This is a genomic window from Bacillus sp. PS95 (assembly GCF_037963565.1).
Taxonomy (GTDB): Bacteria; Bacillota; Bacilli; order Bacillales; family Bacillaceae; genus Bacillus; species Bacillus subtilis.
The window spans coordinates 128,796-145,318 of record NZ_CP150160.1 but is presented as its reverse complement, the minus strand read 5'-3'; the positions used below and the strand labels follow the sequence as shown (position 1 = coordinate 145,318).

The 16,523-nt window shown below is 42.0% G+C and carries 28 protein-coding genes; all 28 read right to left on the bottom strand.

The features are described from left to right. Positions 1–31 precede the first annotated feature (31 nt). The 28 genes from secY to NSQ12_RS00690 all read right to left on the bottom strand — a co-directional run bounded on the left by secY (position 32) and on the right by NSQ12_RS00690 (position 16,514). Complete coding sequence (gene secY, locus NSQ12_RS00825; protein WP_004399662.1) at positions 32–1,327, bottom strand: preprotein translocase subunit SecY; 1,296 nt, start codon at positions 1,325–1,327, stop codon at positions 32–34. A gap of 1 nt (position 1,328) precedes the next feature. Beyond that, positions 1,329–1,769: a 50S ribosomal protein L15 gene (gene rplO, locus NSQ12_RS00820; protein ID WP_003225819.1), complete on the bottom strand. Its 441-nt coding sequence runs from the start codon at positions 1,767–1,769 to the stop codon at positions 1,329–1,331. 30 nt (positions 1,770–1,799) lie between these two features. After that, positions 1,800–1,979, bottom strand: a complete 180-nt coding sequence (gene rpmD / locus NSQ12_RS00815) for a 50S ribosomal protein L30 (protein WP_003156497.1) — start codon at positions 1,977–1,979, stop codon at positions 1,800–1,802. A gap of 13 nt (positions 1,980–1,992) precedes the next feature. Beyond that, on the bottom strand, positions 1,993–2,493 hold the full coding sequence (rpsE, locus tag NSQ12_RS00810) for a 30S ribosomal protein S5 (RefSeq protein WP_003328273.1): 501 nt from the start codon (positions 2,491–2,493) through the stop codon (positions 1,993–1,995). 24 nt (positions 2,494–2,517) lie between these two features. Continuing rightward, positions 2,518–2,880 carry a 50S ribosomal protein L18 gene (gene rplR, locus NSQ12_RS00805; protein ID WP_003225816.1) on the bottom strand — a complete coding sequence of 121 codons (363 nt, stop codon included), beginning with the start codon at positions 2,878–2,880 and terminating at the stop codon, positions 2,518–2,520. A 32-nt stretch (positions 2,881–2,912) separates the two neighbouring features. Beyond that, a complete protein-coding gene (rplF, locus tag NSQ12_RS00800) occupies positions 2,913–3,452 on the bottom strand; it encodes a 50S ribosomal protein L6 (protein WP_004399690.1) in 540 nt (179 codons plus the stop codon). A gap of 29 nt (positions 3,453–3,481) precedes the next feature. Next, entirely contained in the window at positions 3,482–3,880 is a 399-nt protein-coding gene (gene rpsH, locus NSQ12_RS00795) for a 30S ribosomal protein S8 (protein WP_003241998.1), read from the bottom strand. A 31-nt stretch (positions 3,881–3,911) separates the two neighbouring features. After that, positions 3,912–4,097, bottom strand: coding sequence for a 30S ribosomal protein S14 (gene rpsN, locus NSQ12_RS00790; protein ID WP_003156488.1), 186 nt, complete (start codon positions 4,095–4,097; stop codon positions 3,912–3,914). 22 nt (positions 4,098–4,119) lie between these two features. Further along, complete coding sequence (rplE, locus tag NSQ12_RS00785; RefSeq protein WP_003225809.1) at positions 4,120–4,659, bottom strand: 50S ribosomal protein L5; 540 nt, start codon at positions 4,657–4,659, stop codon at positions 4,120–4,122. A gap of 26 nt (positions 4,660–4,685) precedes the next feature. Further along, positions 4,686–4,997, bottom strand: a complete 312-nt coding sequence (gene rplX / locus NSQ12_RS00780) for a 50S ribosomal protein L24 (protein WP_088325205.1) — start codon at positions 4,995–4,997, stop codon at positions 4,686–4,688. Between the two features lie 37 nt (positions 4,998–5,034). Continuing rightward, on the bottom strand, positions 5,035–5,403 hold the full coding sequence (rplN, locus tag NSQ12_RS00775) for a 50S ribosomal protein L14 (protein ID WP_003225805.1): 369 nt from the start codon (positions 5,401–5,403) through the stop codon (positions 5,035–5,037). A 40-nt stretch (positions 5,404–5,443) separates the two neighbouring features. Beyond that, complete coding sequence (gene rpsQ, locus NSQ12_RS00770; RefSeq protein WP_003225804.1) at positions 5,444–5,707, bottom strand: 30S ribosomal protein S17; 264 nt, start codon at positions 5,705–5,707, stop codon at positions 5,444–5,446. 22 nt (positions 5,708–5,729) lie between these two features. Next, positions 5,730–5,930 carry a 50S ribosomal protein L29 gene (gene rpmC, locus NSQ12_RS00765; protein WP_003156482.1) on the bottom strand — a complete coding sequence of 67 codons (201 nt, stop codon included), beginning with the start codon at positions 5,928–5,930 and terminating at the stop codon, positions 5,730–5,732. Beyond that, positions 5,920–6,354, bottom strand: coding sequence for a 50S ribosomal protein L16 (rplP, locus tag NSQ12_RS00760; protein ID WP_003225801.1), 435 nt, complete (start codon positions 6,352–6,354; stop codon positions 5,920–5,922). Before rplP ends, rpmC begins: the two co-directional genes overlap by 11 nt. A gap of 1 nt (position 6,355) precedes the next feature. After that, positions 6,356–7,012 carry a 30S ribosomal protein S3 gene (gene rpsC / locus NSQ12_RS00755; RefSeq protein WP_003242001.1) on the bottom strand — a complete coding sequence of 219 codons (657 nt, stop codon included), beginning with the start codon at positions 7,010–7,012 and terminating at the stop codon, positions 6,356–6,358. Positions 7,013–7,015: 3 nt separating this feature from the next. After that, entirely contained in the window at positions 7,016–7,357 is a 342-nt protein-coding gene (rplV, locus tag NSQ12_RS00750) for a 50S ribosomal protein L22 (protein ID WP_003156475.1), read from the bottom strand. 16 nt (positions 7,358–7,373) lie between these two features. Then, on the bottom strand, positions 7,374–7,652 hold the full coding sequence (rpsS, locus tag NSQ12_RS00745) for a 30S ribosomal protein S19 (protein ID WP_003156472.1): 279 nt from the start codon (positions 7,650–7,652) through the stop codon (positions 7,374–7,376). Positions 7,653–7,709: 57 nt separating this feature from the next. Next, positions 7,710–8,543 carry a 50S ribosomal protein L2 gene (gene rplB / locus NSQ12_RS00740; protein ID WP_003225795.1) on the bottom strand — a complete coding sequence of 278 codons (834 nt, stop codon included), beginning with the start codon at positions 8,541–8,543 and terminating at the stop codon, positions 7,710–7,712. Positions 8,544–8,574: 31 nt separating this feature from the next. Beyond that, the gene (rplW, locus tag NSQ12_RS00735) at positions 8,575–8,862 is read right to left on the bottom strand and encodes a 50S ribosomal protein L23 (protein ID WP_003156467.1); all 288 of its coding nucleotides are present in this window, start codon (positions 8,860–8,862) and stop codon (positions 8,575–8,577) included. Continuing rightward, a complete protein-coding gene (gene rplD / locus NSQ12_RS00730) occupies positions 8,862–9,485 on the bottom strand; it encodes a 50S ribosomal protein L4 (protein ID WP_004399658.1) in 624 nt (207 codons plus the stop codon). The genes rplW and rplD overlap by 1 nt, the downstream gene beginning before the upstream one ends. Before the next feature lie 27 nt (positions 9,486–9,512). Then, a complete protein-coding gene (rplC, locus tag NSQ12_RS00725; RefSeq protein WP_004399671.1) occupies positions 9,513–10,142 on the bottom strand; it encodes a 50S ribosomal protein L3 in 630 nt (209 codons plus the stop codon). A gap of 39 nt (positions 10,143–10,181) precedes the next feature. Beyond that, entirely contained in the window at positions 10,182–10,490 is a 309-nt protein-coding gene (gene rpsJ, locus NSQ12_RS00720) for a 30S ribosomal protein S10 (RefSeq protein ID WP_003156464.1), read from the bottom strand. Between the two features lie 236 nt (positions 10,491–10,726). Further along, entirely contained in the window at positions 10,727–11,683 is a 957-nt protein-coding gene (locus tag NSQ12_RS00715) for an alpha/beta hydrolase (protein ID WP_076458786.1), read from the bottom strand. A gap of 98 nt (positions 11,684–11,781) precedes the next feature. Next, a complete protein-coding gene (gene tuf / locus NSQ12_RS00710) occupies positions 11,782–12,972 on the bottom strand; it encodes an elongation factor Tu (protein WP_003235058.1) in 1,191 nt (396 codons plus the stop codon). 119 nt (positions 12,973–13,091) lie between these two features. Beyond that, on the bottom strand, positions 13,092–15,170 hold the full coding sequence (fusA, locus tag NSQ12_RS00705) for an elongation factor G (protein WP_003235056.1): 2,079 nt from the start codon (positions 15,168–15,170) through the stop codon (positions 13,092–13,094). 53 nt (positions 15,171–15,223) lie between these two features. Next, the gene (rpsG, locus tag NSQ12_RS00700) at positions 15,224–15,694 is read right to left on the bottom strand and encodes a 30S ribosomal protein S7 (RefSeq protein WP_003225784.1); all 471 of its coding nucleotides are present in this window, start codon (positions 15,692–15,694) and stop codon (positions 15,224–15,226) included. A 41-nt stretch (positions 15,695–15,735) separates the two neighbouring features. Further along, a complete protein-coding gene (gene rpsL, locus NSQ12_RS00695) occupies positions 15,736–16,152 on the bottom strand; it encodes a 30S ribosomal protein S12 (RefSeq protein WP_003225781.1) in 417 nt (138 codons plus the stop codon). 113 nt (positions 16,153–16,265) lie between these two features. Next, on the bottom strand, positions 16,266–16,514 hold the full coding sequence (locus NSQ12_RS00690; RefSeq protein WP_088325204.1) for a 50S ribosomal protein L7ae-like protein: 249 nt from the start codon (positions 16,512–16,514) through the stop codon (positions 16,266–16,268). Positions 16,515–16,523: the final 9 nt, after the last annotated feature.

The window sequence follows — 16,523 nt, the reverse complement described above, 5'->3', positions numbered from 1 at the left end:
TATTAAGAGGGAATGGATAAATCCATTTCCTCTAGTTTTTCATAAATCCACGGTAGTTTCGTTTCACCAACTGGCTTTCTAGTTGTTTCATTGTCTCCAAGGCTACCCCGACAACAATTAACAAAGACGTTCCGCCAATTTGTGCACTTTGAGGCAATCCAGCGAATTGAATGAAAAAGATAGGAAGAATGGAAATCACGGCTAAGAATATAGAACCCACAAACGTAAGTCGATACAAAATGCTCGTAATTCTATCTTGAGTCATTTTCCCTGGACGAACCCCCGGGATATAGCCACCCTGTTTTTTAAGGTTATCAGCCATTTGTTCAGGGTTTACCTGTACAAAAGCATAAAAGTACGTAAAGGCAATAATCAACGCAACATATATCGCCATACCCACCGGATGCGTATTATCAAAGTTGTTTTGAATCCACTTTGTCACATCGTTTGTTCCAAAGAATGACGCGATCGTCCGCGGCGTTATCAAAAACGCAACCGCAAAGATTACCGGAATAACCCCTGCAGGATTCACTTTCAATGGAAGGTGTGTAGACTGACCTCCGCCAGCAGGTGAACGACCTGTGCCTTTAGCATATTGAATCGCAATTTTCCGTACGGCTTGCTGAATGAAAATAACTCCAACAATAACTGCTAAAATCGCAATCACAAGAAGTGCGACTTTCACAATATGAATAAACAACTGATCGTTGCTGCCGACAAATTGAGTCTCATATATTTGCCCAATTGTTTTTGGAATACTAGACACAATCCCCGCGAAGATAATGATCGATATTCCGTTGCCTACTCCATGAGAAGTAATTTGTTCCCCAAGCCACATTAAAAAGGCAGTTCCGCCAGTGAGCACTAAAGCAATGATAAGATATGTCGATACACCGGATTTTTCGATCAGCATACCGTTTGCCAGATTGTTAAATCCATATGACATACCTAATGCTTGGATGAAACCAAGCACAATCGTAAAGTACCTTGTGAACTGAGCTAATTTACGGCGGCCAACTTCACCTTGCTTAGACCACTCGGTAAACTTCGGTACCACATCCATCTGAAGCAGCTGAATGATGATCGAAGCCGTGATATAAGGAGTAATTCCCATTGCGAAAATGGAAAATTGGTAAAGCGCACCGCCGCCAAATGTATTAAGGAGATCAAAAACACCCATTTGAGACTGTGCCTGTAACGCTTCAGCGTTAACGTAAGGCACAGGAATAAACGCACCTATGCGAAAGACGATAAGCATGAGTAAAGTGAATATGATTTTATTCCTGATATCACTCACACGCATAAAGTTGGAGATTGTTTTAAACAAGTTAGATCACCTCAGCTGTACCGCCAGCAGCTTCAACAGCTTCTTTCGCAGAAGCAGAGAATTTATTGGCTTTTACAGTTAATTTTTTCTCTAATTTACCGTTGCCAAGAATCTTTACTCCTGCATTAAGTTTGCTAATAACACCAGTCTCTAGAAGAAGTTCAGGAGTGACTTCCGTTCCTTCTGCAAAACCGTTCAATTTGTCTAGGTTGACTACAGCGTATTCCTTGCGGTTGATGTTAGTGAAACCGCGTTTAGGAAGACGTTGGAATAAAGGCATTTGTCCCCCCTCGAATCCAGGGCGTACACCGCCGCCAGAACGAGCGTTTTGACCTTTGTGACCTTTACCAGCTGTTTTACCGTTGCCAGAACCAATACCACGACCTACGCGATTACGCGTTTTGCGTGAACCTTCTGAAGGTTTTAATTCATGAAGTTTCATTAGGACACCTCCTTATCCGATCAAATATTTTTATTGTTCTTTAACAGAAACTAAATGAGATACTTTATTAATCATACCACGGATCGCAGCGTTGTCTTCATGCACAACAGTTTGGTTTGTTTTCTTTAAACCAAGTGTTCTTACAGTAACGCGTTGGTCTTCCGGGCGACCGATTACACTTCGTTTGAGGGTAATTTCTAATTTAGCCATTAATGTTCCCTCCTTATCCTAACAGTTCTTCTACAGATTTTCCACGAAGCTTCGCAACGTCTTCAGCACGTTTAAGTTCACTTAAACCTTGAAGTGTTGCACGAATCATGTTGATCGGTGTGTTAGAACCTAAAGACTTAGAAAGGATATCAGCTACACCAGCTAGCTCAAGTACCGCACGTACAGGGCCTCCAGCGATAACTCCAGTACCTTCAGAAGCAGGTTTTAACAAGATGTTACCTGCACCGAAACGTCCGATGATTTCGTGTGGAATTGTAGTTCCAACCATTGGTACTTCAATCAAATTCTTTTTCGCATCTTCAACAGCTTTGCGGATCGCTTCTGGTACTTCTTGTGCTTTACCAGTACCGAATCCTACGTGTCCGTTTTTGTCACCGACAACGACTAGAGCTGCGAAGCGGAAACGACGACCACCTTTAACAACTTTCGCTACGCGGTTAACCGTAACTAAGCGTTCTTCTAACTCTAATTTGCTTGGGTCAATACGACGCATAATCATGTGTCCCTCCTTCTTTTATTAAAATTTAAGTCCAGCTTCACGAGCGGCATCAGCCAAAGCTTTTACACGTCCATGGTATAAGTATCCGCCACGGTCAAATACTACGTCAGAAATGCCTTTTTCAGCAGCGCGTTTTGCAACTAATTCTCCAACTTTAGTAGCAGCAGAAGTATCTCCAGTGCTTTCAACGTTCAAGTCTTTATCGAGAGTAGATGCACTAGCAAGTGTTACACCATTTACATCATCGATGATTTGAGCGTAAATGTGCTTGTTAGAACGGAAAACGTTCAGGCGCGGTCTTTCAGCAGTACCGGAAAGTTTAGCGCGAACACGAGCGTGTCTTTTAAGACGAGCAGCATTTTTGCTAGTTTTCGTAATCATCTAGGTCACTCCTTTCTTCACTTTAAGCGATCTTACTTAGCAGATTTACCTTCTTTACGGCGAACAACTTCACCTTCGTAGCGGATTCCTTTACCTTTGTAAGGCTCTGGAGAACGTACAGCGCGGATGTTAGCAGCAATAGCTCCTACGCGTTCTTTGTCTGTACCTTTTACAACTACTTTTGTTTGAGAAGGAACTTCGATTTCGATGCCTTCTTCAGGAACGATCTCAACAGGATGAGAGTATCCAACGTTTAAAACAAGTTTATTTCCGGATTTAGAAGCACGGTAACCGACACCGACTAATTCCAAACCTCTTTCAAATCCTTTAGATACACCTTCAACCATGTTGCCAAGCAGACTGCGAGTCGTACCATGCAGGGCACGGTGCTCTTTTTGATCAGAAGGACGAGCGACTGTAAGCACATTGTCCTCTACTTTAATCTCCATATCAGGGTGAAACGTACGAGTTAATTCTCCTTTTGGTCCTTTCACAGCTACAGTGTTGTTATCATTTAACGTTACTGTAACATCAGAAGGAATCTCAAGTAGCTTCTTACCTACACGAGACATACCAAACACCTCCATTCATGTTAAACTTCTTACCAAACGTATGCTAGAACTTCTCCACCAGCTTGTTTTGCACGGGCTTCTTTGTCCGTTAAAACACCTTGTGATGTAGAAATAATCGCGATTCCAAGACCGTTAAGTACGCGAGGTACTTCATTAGATTTAGCATAAACACGCAAACCAGGCTTGCTGATTCTTTTAAGACCAGTGATAACGCGCTCGTTGTTTTGTCCGTATTTCAAGAAAACGCGGATGATACCTTGTTTGCTGTCTTCTACGAACTCAACGTCACGAATGAAACCTTCACGCTTTAAAATTTCAGCAATTTCTCTTTTCAATTTAGAAGCAGGAATTTCAAGCTTCTCATGACGTACCATGTTTGCATTGCGAATACGAGTTAGCATATCTGCAATTGGATCTGTCATAACCATTATATAATTACCTCCTTCCCTTTCTTGGGGATTACCAGCTGGCTTTTTTCACGCCAGGAATTTGTCCTTTATATGCAAGCTCACGGAAACAAATACGGCAAAGTTTAAATTTACGAATGACTGAATGCGGACGTCCGCAGCGTTCACAGCGTGTGTACTCTTGTACTTTAAACTTTGGTGTACGTTGTTGTTTCGCAATCATAGACTTTTTAGCCACGATTTCGCCTCCCTTTCATTGATTATTTCTGGAACGGCATACCTACTTGAGTTAATAGCTCACGAGCTTCTTCGTCAGTATTAGCAGTTGTTACGATAACGATGTCCATTCCGCGAACCTTTGTTACTTTATCGTAGTCAATTTCAGGGAAGATTAACTGTTCTTTGATACCAAGTGTGTAGTTACCGCGACCGTCGAAAGATTTTTTAGAAACCCCGCGGAAGTCACGTACACGCGGTAAAGATACAGAAATAAGTTTATCAAGGAAATCATACATGCGCTCTCCGCGAAGAGTTACTTTCGCACCGATAGGCATTCCCTCACGAAGACGGAATCCAGCAATTGATTTCTTCGCACGAGTAACGACAGGTTTTTGACCTGCGATAAACGTTAATTCTTCAACAGCACTGTCGATTGCTTTGGCGTTTTGAACAGCGTCACCAACACCCATGTTGATTACGATTTTTTCGATTTTAGGCACTTGCATGACTGAATCATAATTGAACTTAGTCATTAAAGCAGGTGCAATTTCTTTATTGTACTTTTCTTTAAGGCGGTTCATGAGATAGACCTCCCTTCCTTTTAATACTATTTATCTAGAACTTGCCCAGATTTTTTTGCTACACGAACTTTTTTGCCATCTTCCACTTTGTATCCTACGCGAGTCACTTCACCTGTTTTAGGATCGAGCGGCATAACGTTTGATACATGAATTGGCGCCTCTTGATTAGAAATACCGCCTTGAGGGTTAGCTTGAGTTGGTTTAGAGTGTTTCTTTACCAAGTTAACACCTTCAACTAAAACGCGGTCCTTTTTAGGGAAAGCAGCAAGGATTGTTCCTTGTTTGCCTTTATCTTTACCAGAGATAACCATAACTTTATCGCCTTTTTTTACATGCATCCTGATCGCACCTCCTTGAGTAAGGCATTTATTTCAATTAGATAACTTCTGGAGCTAGAGAAACAATTTTCATAAAGTTGTTTTCACGCAATTCACGAGCAACTGGTCCGAAGATACGAGTTCCGCGTGGGCTCTTGTCGTCACGGATGATAACACATGCATTCTCATCGAAGCTGATGTATGAACCGTCACTTCTGCGCGCTCCGCTTTTAGTGCGAACGATAACAGCTTTTACGACTTCACCTTTTTTGACAACGCCTCCTGGTGTTGCTTGTTTAACCGTGCAAACAATTACATCACCAATGTTAGCTGTTTTACGTCCAGAACCACCAAGAACTTTAATAGTAAGTACTTCACGTGCGCCAGAGTTGTCAGCTACTTTTAAACGAGTCTCTTGTTGAATCATTATTTGTTACCTCCCTTCGGAAAAAGAATTCCGAACTTTATTAGATAATAACAGCTTCTTCGACAACTTCAACTAGACGGAAACGCTTAGTTGCAGACAATGGACGAGTTTCCATGATCTTAACGATGTCACCGATTTTAGCTTGATTATTTTCATCATGTGCTTTGAATTTTTTTGAGTATTTTACGCGTTTACCGTAAAGTGTATGTTTTTTGTATGTCTCAACAACAACAGTAATGGTTTTATCCATTTTGTCAGAAACAACACGGCCTTGGTAAACTTTGCGTTGGTTACGTTCGCTCATGCTCACGACCTCCCCTCAGTGATTATTTATTAGCAGCAATTTCTCTTTCACGAATCACAGTTTTCATGCGCGCGATAGCTTTGCGCACTTCACGAATGCGAGCAGTATTTTCAAGTTGTCCTGTCGCTAATTGAAAGCGAAGATTGAAAAGTTCTTCTTTAAGAGACTTTACTTTTTGTTCAATTTCAGCAGTGGTAAGGTCACGAATTTCATTAGCTTTCATTTGATTCACCACCAATTTCTTCACGTTTTACGAACTTCGTTTTAATTGGCAATTTGTGAGATGCAAGGCGAAGCGCTTCACGAGCAACCTCTTCAGACACACCAGAAATTTCAAATAAAACTTTGCCCGGTTTTACAACAGCTACCCAACCTTCTGGAGCCCCTTTACCGGATCCCATACGTACCTCAAGTGGTTTAGCAGTGTAAGGTTTAGAAGGGAAAATTTTGATCCAAACTTTACCGCCACGTTTCATGTAACGAGTCATCGCAATACGTGCAGCTTCGATTTGACGGTTAGTAATCCAAGAAGCTTCTAGAGCTTGGATACCGAATTCTCCGAAATGTACTTCAGTACCGCCTTTCGCACGGCCACGCATTTTTCCGCGATGCTCTCTGCGATATTTAACGCGTTTTGGTAATAACATATTATTTTCCTCCTTCCTCAGTTTTCTTCTTAGTAGGAAGAACCTCTCCACGATAGATCCAGACTTTTACACCAAGCTTACCGTAAGTAGTATCAGCTTCAGATGTTGCATAGTCAATGTCCGCACGTAATGTGTGCAATGGAACAGTTCCTTCACTGTAGTATTCAGAACGAGCGATATCTGCACCGCCAAGACGACCAGAAACCATTGTTTTCACACCTTGTGCTCCAGCACGCATAGTACGTTGGATTTGTTGTTTCTGCGCACGGCGGAAAGAAACACGGTTTTCTAATTGACGAGCGATGTTGTCAGCAACTAGCTGTGCATCAAGATCTGCTCTTTTGATTTCAAGAATGTTAATGTGTACACGCTTGCCAGTAAGGCTGTTAAGGGCTTTGCGAAGTGCTTCGACTTCAGAACCGCCTTTACCGATAACCATACCAGGCTTAGCTGTGTGGATCGTAATGTTAACGCGGTTTGCTGCACGCTCGATTTCTACTTTAGAAACAGAAGCGTCAGAAAGGCGTTTGCTAATGTATTCACGAATTTTTAAATCTTCGTGCAGGAAGTCAGCGTAATCTTTACCAGCGTACCACTTAGATTCCCAATCACGAATGACTCCGATACGAAGACCGACTGGATTTACCTTTTGACCCACTACTTATCCCTCCTTCTTTTCTGATACAACGATTGTAATGTGGCTCGTACGTTTGTTGATTTGGCTCGCACGTCCCATAGCACGTGGGCGGAATCTTTTTAACGTAGGGCCTTCGTCAACGAATGCTTGAGAAATAACCAGGTTGTTAGCGTCCATTTCATAGTTATGCTCAGCATTTGCAATAGCGGATTTTAATACTTTCTCGATAATTGGAGAAGCAGCTCTTGGTGTAAGGTTCAAGATTGATACTGCCTCACCTACTTGCTTGCCTCGAATCAGGTCCATTACTAGACGTGCTTTACGAGGAGCAATACGGACTGTTCTTGCAACAGCTTTAGCTTGCATTTAAAAGCCTCCTCTCTTAGCGTCTTGTTTTTTTGTCATCACTAGCATGACCTTTGTACGTACGAGTTGGAGCGAATTCACCCAACTTGTGCCCTACCATATCTTCAGAGATGAATACAGGCACGTGTTTACGTCCGTCATAGACTGCGATTGTGTGACCAATAAACTGTGGGAAAATAGTAGAACGACGAGACCAAGTTTTTACGACTTGTTTCTTGTCTGTTTCATTTAATTTCTCGATTTTAGTCATCAAGTGTCCATCGACAAATGGTCCTTTTTTTAAGCTGCGAGCCATTTTGGAACCTCCCTTCGTGATTGCACTACGGTCCGAAAAGAACCGTAGACAACCCCGTTATTTATTTTTACGACGACGTACGATAAATTTATCGGATTTGTTCTTTTTCTTACGAGTCTTGAATCCAAGAGTTGGTTTGCCCCATGGAGACATTGGTGATTTACGTCCGATTGGCGCACGTCCTTCACCACCACCGTGTGGGTGATCGTTAGGGTTCATTACAGAACCACGAACTGTAGGACGGATGCCTTTCCAGCGAGAACGTCCAGCTTTACCAATGTTGATAAGTTCGTGCTGTTCGTTACCTACTTGACCGATAGAAGCACGGCAAGCAGAAAGGATCATGCGAACTTCACCAGAGTTAAGACGTACAAGAACGTATTTACCTTCTTTACCAAGAACCTGAGCAGATGTACCAGCTGAACGTACAAGCTGTCCGCCTTTACCAGGTTTTAATTCAATGTTATGCACAACTGTACCAACAGGGATGTTGATAAGTGGAAGTGCATTACCTACTTTAATGTCAGCTTCAGGACCTGACATGATTTCAGTACCTACTTGAATTCCTTTAGGAGCAAGAATGTAACGTTTTTCTCCGTCTGCATAGTTGATTAGAGCGATGTTAGCTGAACGGTTTGGATCGTATTCAACTGTAGCAACGCGTCCAGGTATACCATCTTTATCGCGTTTGAAGTCGATAACACGGTATTGGCGTTTATGTCCGCCACCTTGGTGACGTACAGTCAATTTACCTTGGTTGTTACGTCCGCCTTTTTTGTGAAGGGGAGCAAGCAAGGATTTTTCCGGCTTGTCAGTCGTGATTTCAGCAAAATCTGAAGTTGTCATGCCACGACGTCCATTAGAGGTCGGTTTATACTTTTTAATCGCCATTTTGAATTTCCCTCCTTCTTTTTACAGATAATTAAGCTTCAAAAATTTCGATTTCTTTGCTGTCTGCAGTAAGTTTTACGATCGCTTTTCTGCGACGGCTAGTCATACCAGTGTAGCGTCCAACACGTTTTGATTTGCCTTTGTAGTTCATGATGTTGACTTTGTCAACTTTCACTCCAAAGATGCTTTCAACCGCGTCTTTCACTTCTGTTTTGTTAGCTCTTACATCAACTTCAAAAGTATATTTTTTTTCAGTCATTAAATCGGCAGAACGTTCAGTAATGACGGGGCGCTTTAGAACATCACGAGGATCTTTCATTATGCAAGCACCTCCTCTACTTTTTCAACCGCTGCTTTTGTAATCAGAAGCTTCTCGTGGTTGACAACGTCTAAAACGTTGATTCCGTTAGCTTCAACAACAGTAACTCCAGGAATGTTACGAGCAGATAATGCTACTGCCTCGTTTGCATCCGCAGTTACGATTAAAGCTTTTTTCTCAACAGATAATCCTTTAAGGATAGCTGCCATTTCTTTTGTTTTAGCCGTATCAAGAGTAAGATCTTCAAGAACGATGATGTTGTTGTCGATCACTTTAGAAGACAATACTGATTTGATTGCCAAGCGGCGAACTTTTTTAGGTAATTTATAAGAATAGCTGCGTGGTGTTGGGCCGAATACGACACCACCTCCGCGCCATTGCGGTGAACGGATTGAACCTTGACGGGCACGTCCAGTACCTTTTTGACGCCATGGTTTACGACCTCCGCCGCGTACTTCAGAACGATTTTTTACTTTGTGAGTTCCTTGACGTAAGGAAGCTCTTTGCATAAGAATAGCGTCGAATACAACACTCTCATTTGGTTCGATACCAAATACAGAAGCGTTTAATTCGATGTCACCAGCAGTAGAACCGTTTTGGTTGTATAATGCTACTTTTGGCATAATCAATTTCCTCCTTTCCTAAGAGAATTATTTAGATTTAACAGCACTTTTAACAGTGATTAAAGATTTCTTCGCACCAGGTACGTTACCTTTGATCAAAAGAAGATTGCGTTCTGCATCAACTTTTACGATTTCAAGGTTTTGAACAGTGATTTGCTCTCCGCCCATACGTCCAGGTAATAATTTACCTTTGAATACACGGTTAGGATCTACAGGTCCCATTGAACCAGGACGACGGTGGTAGCGTGAACCGTGAGACATAGGTCCGCGAGATTGTCCGTGGCGCTTGATCGCACCTTGGAAACCTTTACCTTTAGATACTCCTGTTACATCTACGATTTCTCCAGCAGAGAAAATTTCAACCTTGACTTCCTGACCAACTTCATACGCATCCATTTCCACTCCGCGTAATTCTTTAACGAAGCGCTTAGGAGCAGTTTCCGCTTTTGCAACGTGCCCTTTTTCAGGTTTGTTAGAAAGCTTTTCACGCTTGTCGTCAAAACCAAGCTGGATTGCTTCGTAACCGTCGTTTTCAGCTGTTTTCTTTTGAAGAACAACGTTTGGAGCAGCCTCGATAACAGTTACCGGAATAAGATCACCATTCTCAGCGAATACTTGCGTCATACCAATTTTTCTTCCTAAGATTCCTTTGGTCATTCGTCACACCTCCTATTAAGATCATTCTATATTTTAGAATTAAAGTTTAATTTCGATATCGACACCAGATGGTAAGTCTAATCGCATAAGAGCATCAACAGTTTGTGGTGTTGGGTTCACAATGTCGATTAAACGTTTATGTGTACGCATTTCAAATTGCTCACGAGAATCTTTGTATTTGTGCACCGCACGAAGGATTGTGTAAACTGATTTTTCAGTTGGCAACGGAATCGGACCAGATACGCTGGCACCAGAACGTTTTGCCGTTTCAACAATCTTCTCTGCAGATTGATCAAGGATTCTATGATCATATGCTTTCAAACGAATACGAATTTTTTGTTTTGCCATTATTTTCCCTCCTTTTCGCCTACATCACGTTAGACAGTTCTCCGTGAGAAAAACCTGAACACCTTGCCATGGCAAAGCGGCCGGGTGTGTCAGCAACCTCTCACTTCATCGCAGTCAAAGACCAACATACACCATTATACAGAAAATAGGCGCATGTTGCAAGACTTATTTAAAATATGCATGGTTTGCACACTTTTTTTATTATACAGGGGTTTTTCTTATTTATCAAGGATCTATCATAAATGGTGTCGTGCATGTCGACTTAATGTGTTCGCGAATAATGCCGGCTCCTCAATATGCGGGGTGTGAGCTGAGTTCTCAAATTGAAACCAGCGCTTTTCGGGTGCCTCAAGCTCTTGATAATACTGTTTCGATATTTCAGCAGGAACAATTAAGTCATGTTTCCCTGAAATGAAAACACACGGTACTTTAATAGAAGGAACTGATGTAAAAGCATTAAACCGGTACAACTCACCAGTTAAATGTTTTTTACTGAAGCGCAATCCATTGAGGAAGCTGTGCATGTTCCGCACTCCATACTCATTGCCAGTAAGCATTTGAAATAATACAGCTAGATATTGACGATGACGGCGAGTGAAGCCTCCCCTGCTTAACTCGACACAAAACCGATAGATAAGGTGCTGGATATCCTGCTTCCAAGGCGGAGCACCAATGAAACGTGTGAGGAAAGATAATAAGCTGGCTTTTTTTGATTCAGAAATTTCACGAATATGTTGATAAGCAGTTGATTCTTCATCATGAGGGTTAACAACCTGGCTGATTCCATAATACGCGTAAAATAAATCAGGACACTGCTGCAAAACATGAAGCGCCAGTATTGACCCCCAAGAATGACCGGCTAGGTAAAGTTTTGATTTTGAAAAATGAGCTAAAAGCCATTGAGTGACTTGGATTGTATCTTTAATGAAGTGATTTATTGTCATAGAGTGATGCGAAATTCGCTTAGAATAAGAAAGCCCCGATCCTCTCTGATCCCAATGAACTACTGTAAAATACTGTTCCAGCTCTTTTTGATAATGTCTAACATATCCAATTTGCGGCGTTCCCGGCCCGCCATGTAAAAAAAGCAGCAATGGATTTTTCACGTCAACTCCATTTATCATCAGCATTTGCTTTGTATTTCCAATGCTTAGTTCTTTCATGATTGCGATTGATTTCTTTTCAGGAATCATAAATATTAACCCCTCGAATATGATAGATCCTATTATACAAGAAAAAGATAAGCAAACAAAAAACGAGACCCGCAGGGGTCTCGTTTAAAATCATACTATTACTCAGTGATTGTAGAAACAACGCCTGAACCAACAGTACGTCCGCCTTCACGAATAGAGAAACGAGTTCCTTCTTCGATAGCGATTGTAGAAATAAGTTCAACGTTCATTTCAGTGTTATCTCCAGGCATAACCATTTCTACGCCTTCTGGAAGATGGATGATACCAGTTACGTCAGTTGTACGGAAGTAGAACTGAGGACGGTAGTTAGAGAAGAATGGAGTATGACGTCCACCCTCTTCTTTAGAAAGAACGTAAACTTCAGCTTTGAATTTGCTGTGTGGAGTGATTGTACCTGGTTTAGCAAGTACTTGACCACGTTGGATTTCTTCACGAGATACACCGCGAAGAAGGGCACCAATGTTGTCACCAGCTTCAGCGTAATCAAGAAGCTTACGGAACATTTCAACACCTGTAACAGTTGTTTTCTTGTTCTCTTCTTGAAGACCGATGATTTCAACTTCGTCACCGACTTTAACTTGTCCGCGTTCTACACGGCCAGTAGCAACTGTACCACGACCAGTGATTGAGAATACGTCCTCAACTGGCATCATGAATGGTTTTTCAGTGTCGCGTTCTGGAGTTGGGATGTACTCATCAACCGCATCCATAAGTTCGAAGATTTTAGCTTCCCACTCAGCGTCTCCTTCAAGAGCTTTAAGAGCAGAACCTTTAACAACTGGTACATCATCACCAGGGAAGTCGTATTCGCTAAGAAGATCGCGAACTTCCATTTCAACTAGTTCAAGAAGCTCTTCGTCGTCTACCATGTCGCATTTGTTTAAGAATACAACGATGTATGGTACACCAACGTTTTTAGAAAGAAGGATGTGCTCACGAGTTTGTGGCATTGGGCCATCAGCAGCAGATACTACAAGGATAGCTCCGTCCATTTGCGCAGCACCAGTGATCATGTTTTTAACATAGTCAGCGTGTCCTGGGCAGTCAACGTGTGCATAGTGACGAGTTTCAGTTTCGTACTCAACGTGTGCAGTAGAGATTGTGATACCGCGCTCGCGTTCTTCTGGAGCACCATCAATTTGATCGTACGCCATAGCTGTACCTTTACCAGATTTCTTATGAAGTACTGTTGTGATAGCAGCAGTTAAAGTTGTTTTACCATGGTCAACGTGTCCAATTGTACCAATATTGGCATGTGATTTGGAACGGTCGAATTTTTCTTTAGCCATTCTAAAATCCTCCTTAAGAGCTTTTAATTAGTAATGTATAGAGTGATAGGAAGTGAAAGAAAGCTTTCACTTCCTCATCTTACAATAGTAGTTATACTTGAGTTAAGCGGCAAAATCAATTATTCGCCTTTATTTTTTTTGATAATTTCTTCTGCGACGCTCTTCGGCACTTCTTCGTAGTGATCCATGTGCATAGTGAACGTACCGCGACCTTGCGTATTAGAACGAAGTGCAGTAGCGTAACCGAACATTTCAGCAAGAGGAACCATAGCACGAACAACTTGAGCGTTACCGCGTGCTTCCATACCTTCTACGCGTCCGCGACGTGAAGTGATATCACCCATGATATCTCCCATGTATTCTTCTGGAATAACCACTTCTACTTTCATGATTGGTTCAAGAAGAACTGGGTTACATTTGCTGACTGCATTTTTCAATGCCATAGAAGCAGCAACTTTAAATGCCATTTCGTTTGAGTCAACATCATGGTAAGAACCGTCGAAAAGTTTAGCTTTAATGTCGATAAGCGGGAAGCCTGCTAGTACACCATTTTCAAGTGCATCTTCCAGACCTGCTTGAACAGCTGGGATGTATTCACGAGGAACAACCCCACCGACAATCGCATTTTCAAATTCAAAGCCAGCGCCTTCTTCGTTTGGTTCGAATTCGATCCAAACGTGTCCGAACTGACCGCGTCCACCAGACTGACGTACGAATTTACCTTCAACTTTTGCACCGGTACGGAATGTTTCACGGTACGCAACTTGAGGAGCACCAACATTGGCTTCTACTTTAAATTCGCGTTTCATACGGTCAACAATGATATCAAGGTGAAGTTCACCCATACCAGAGATGATCGTTTGGCCAGTTTCTGGGTTTGTTTGAGTACGGAATGTAGGATCTTCTTCAGCAAGTTTCGCTAAAGCGATACCCATTTTATCTTGGTCAGCTTTTGATTTAGGCTCAATAGCAACGTCGATAACTGGTTCTGGGAATTCCATTGACTCAAGGATAACAAGATCCTTCTCATCACATAGAGTATCTCCAGTAGTTGTATCTTTTAGACCTACAGCAGCTGCGATATCCCCTGCGTATACAGTAGAGATTTCTTCACGGCTGTTAGCGTGCATTTGAAGAATACGTCCAACACGCTCACGTTTGCCTTTAGTAGAGTTTTTCACGTATGAACCAGAATCAAGTGTTCCAGAGTACACACGGAAGAACGTCAACTTACCAACGTAAGGGTCAGTCATAACTTTAAATGCTAATGCAGAGAATGGCTCTTCGTCAGAAGAATGGCGCTCAATCTCTTCATTTGTATCAGGACGTGTACCTTTGATTGCAGCAACGTCAGTTGGTGCAGGAAGGTAGTCAAGAACAGCATCAAGTACTAGTTGAACACCTTTGTTTTTGAAGGCAGAACCAACAAGAACAGGGTAGAATTCAACATTTAAAGTACCTTTACGAATTCCTGCTTTTAACTCGTCAATTGTGATTTCTTCACCCTCAAGGTACTTATCCATAAGCTCTTCATCAAGCTCACATACAGCTTCAATAAGGCTGTTGCGAAGCTCTTCAGCTTGCTCTTTGTACTCTTCAGGGATTTCTTTTGCATCAGAACGAGTTCCGAGGTCATCTTCGTAGAAATACGCAACGTTTTCTACAAGGTCGATGATACCTTCGAAGTTATCTTCAGCACCGATCGGCAATTGAATTGCATGAGCGTTTGCTTGAAGACGGTCTCTTAAAGTTCCTACAGAGTAAAGGAAGTCTGCACCGATTTTGTCCATTTTGTTAACAAAAACGATACGCGGTACTCCATAAGTTGTTGCCTGACGCCAAACAGTTTCTGTTTGAGGCTCAACGCCTGATTGCGCGTCAAGTACAGCAACAGCACCATCAAGTACACGAAGAGAACGTTCAACTTCAACTGTGAAGTCTACGTGTCCTGGAGTATCGATGATGTTTACGCGGTATCCTTTCCACTGTGCAGTTGTCGCAGCGGAAGTGATTGTGATACCACGTTCTTGTTCCTGCTCCATCCAGTCCATTTGTGAAGCTCCTTCATGAGTTTCACCAATTTTGTGGATACGACCAGTATAGAACAAGATACGTTCTGTAGTAGTCGTTTTACCGGCATCGATGTGAGCCATGATACCGATATTACGAGTTTTTTCTAAGGAGAACTCTCTTGCCATTGGGTAATTTCTCCTTCCTTATTAGGAAATTGTGTTTTGTTAATCTATAAATCCTACCAGCGATAGTGAGCAAATGCTTTGTTTGCTTCAGCCATCTTATGAGTGTCTTCACGTTTCTTAACAGCAGCACCAGTGTTGTTAGCTGCGTCAAGGATTTCGTTAGCTAAACGCTCTTCCATCGTTTTTTCTCCGCGAAGACGAGCGTAGTTAACTAACCAGCGAAGTCCAAGAGTCGTACGACGTTCAGGACGAACTTCTACAGGAACTTGGTAGTTCGCACCACCTACACGGCGTGCTTTTACTTCAAGTACAGGCATGATGTTTTTCAATGCTTGTTCGAAAACCTCCATTGCATCATTGCCAGTACGTTCTTTAATGATATCGAATGACTTGTATAGGATTGTTTGAGACTTACCTTTTTTACCATCGATCATCATTTTGTTGATTAAACGAGATACAAGCTTAGAGTTGTAAATCGGATCAGGTAAAACATCTCTTTTTGCTACAGGACCTTTACGTGGCATCTGAATATCCTCCCTTCATCAATTATGCGTATTTTCTTATATTATTTTGCTTTAGGTTTTTTCGTACCGTATTTAGAACGGCCTTGTGCACGGTTTTCAACTCCAGCAGTATCAAGCGCACCACGAACGATGTGGTAACGTACCCCTGGTAAGTCTTTTACACGTCCGCCGCGGATAAGTACAACACTGTGCTCTTGCAGGTTGTGACCGATACCAGGAATGTAAGCAGTAACCTCGATTCCGTTAGTCAAACGAACACGAGCATATTTACGAAGTGCTGAGTTCGGTTTTTTCGGTGTCATTGTACCAACACGAGTACATACCCCGCGTTTTTGTGGAGAAGATACGTTAGTGTGCTCTTTTTTAAAGCTGTTGTATCCTTTGTTAAGTGCAGGAGACTTTGAGTTTTCTACTTTACTCACGCGTCCTTTGCGAATTAGCTGATTAATTGTAGGCATGAATTTTTCCTCCCTTCATTACGTTTTATAACCCACATACCCAGGTGGTTCATCAAAAGGCAAAAAACAATGTCTTTACACAAGATGGAATCTTACGCAAAAACAAAAGTACGTTATAAAATAATGGCAACAGCGGCTGCTCCTACCTCAATTCCGCAGGCTTTGCCGAGCTTTTTCATGGATTCAACCATTGAGACAGAGATACCTTGATCTTCAGCAAGTGAAACAACACTTGACGTGAGTATCGGATCTGCGTCTTTTGCAACGACTACTTCCTTTACTGAACTTCGCTTTAGAGCTTTCACTGTTTGCTTCGTACCAATAATAATTGATTTGGCCTGTGATACTTTATCATAAGACATAAACATATC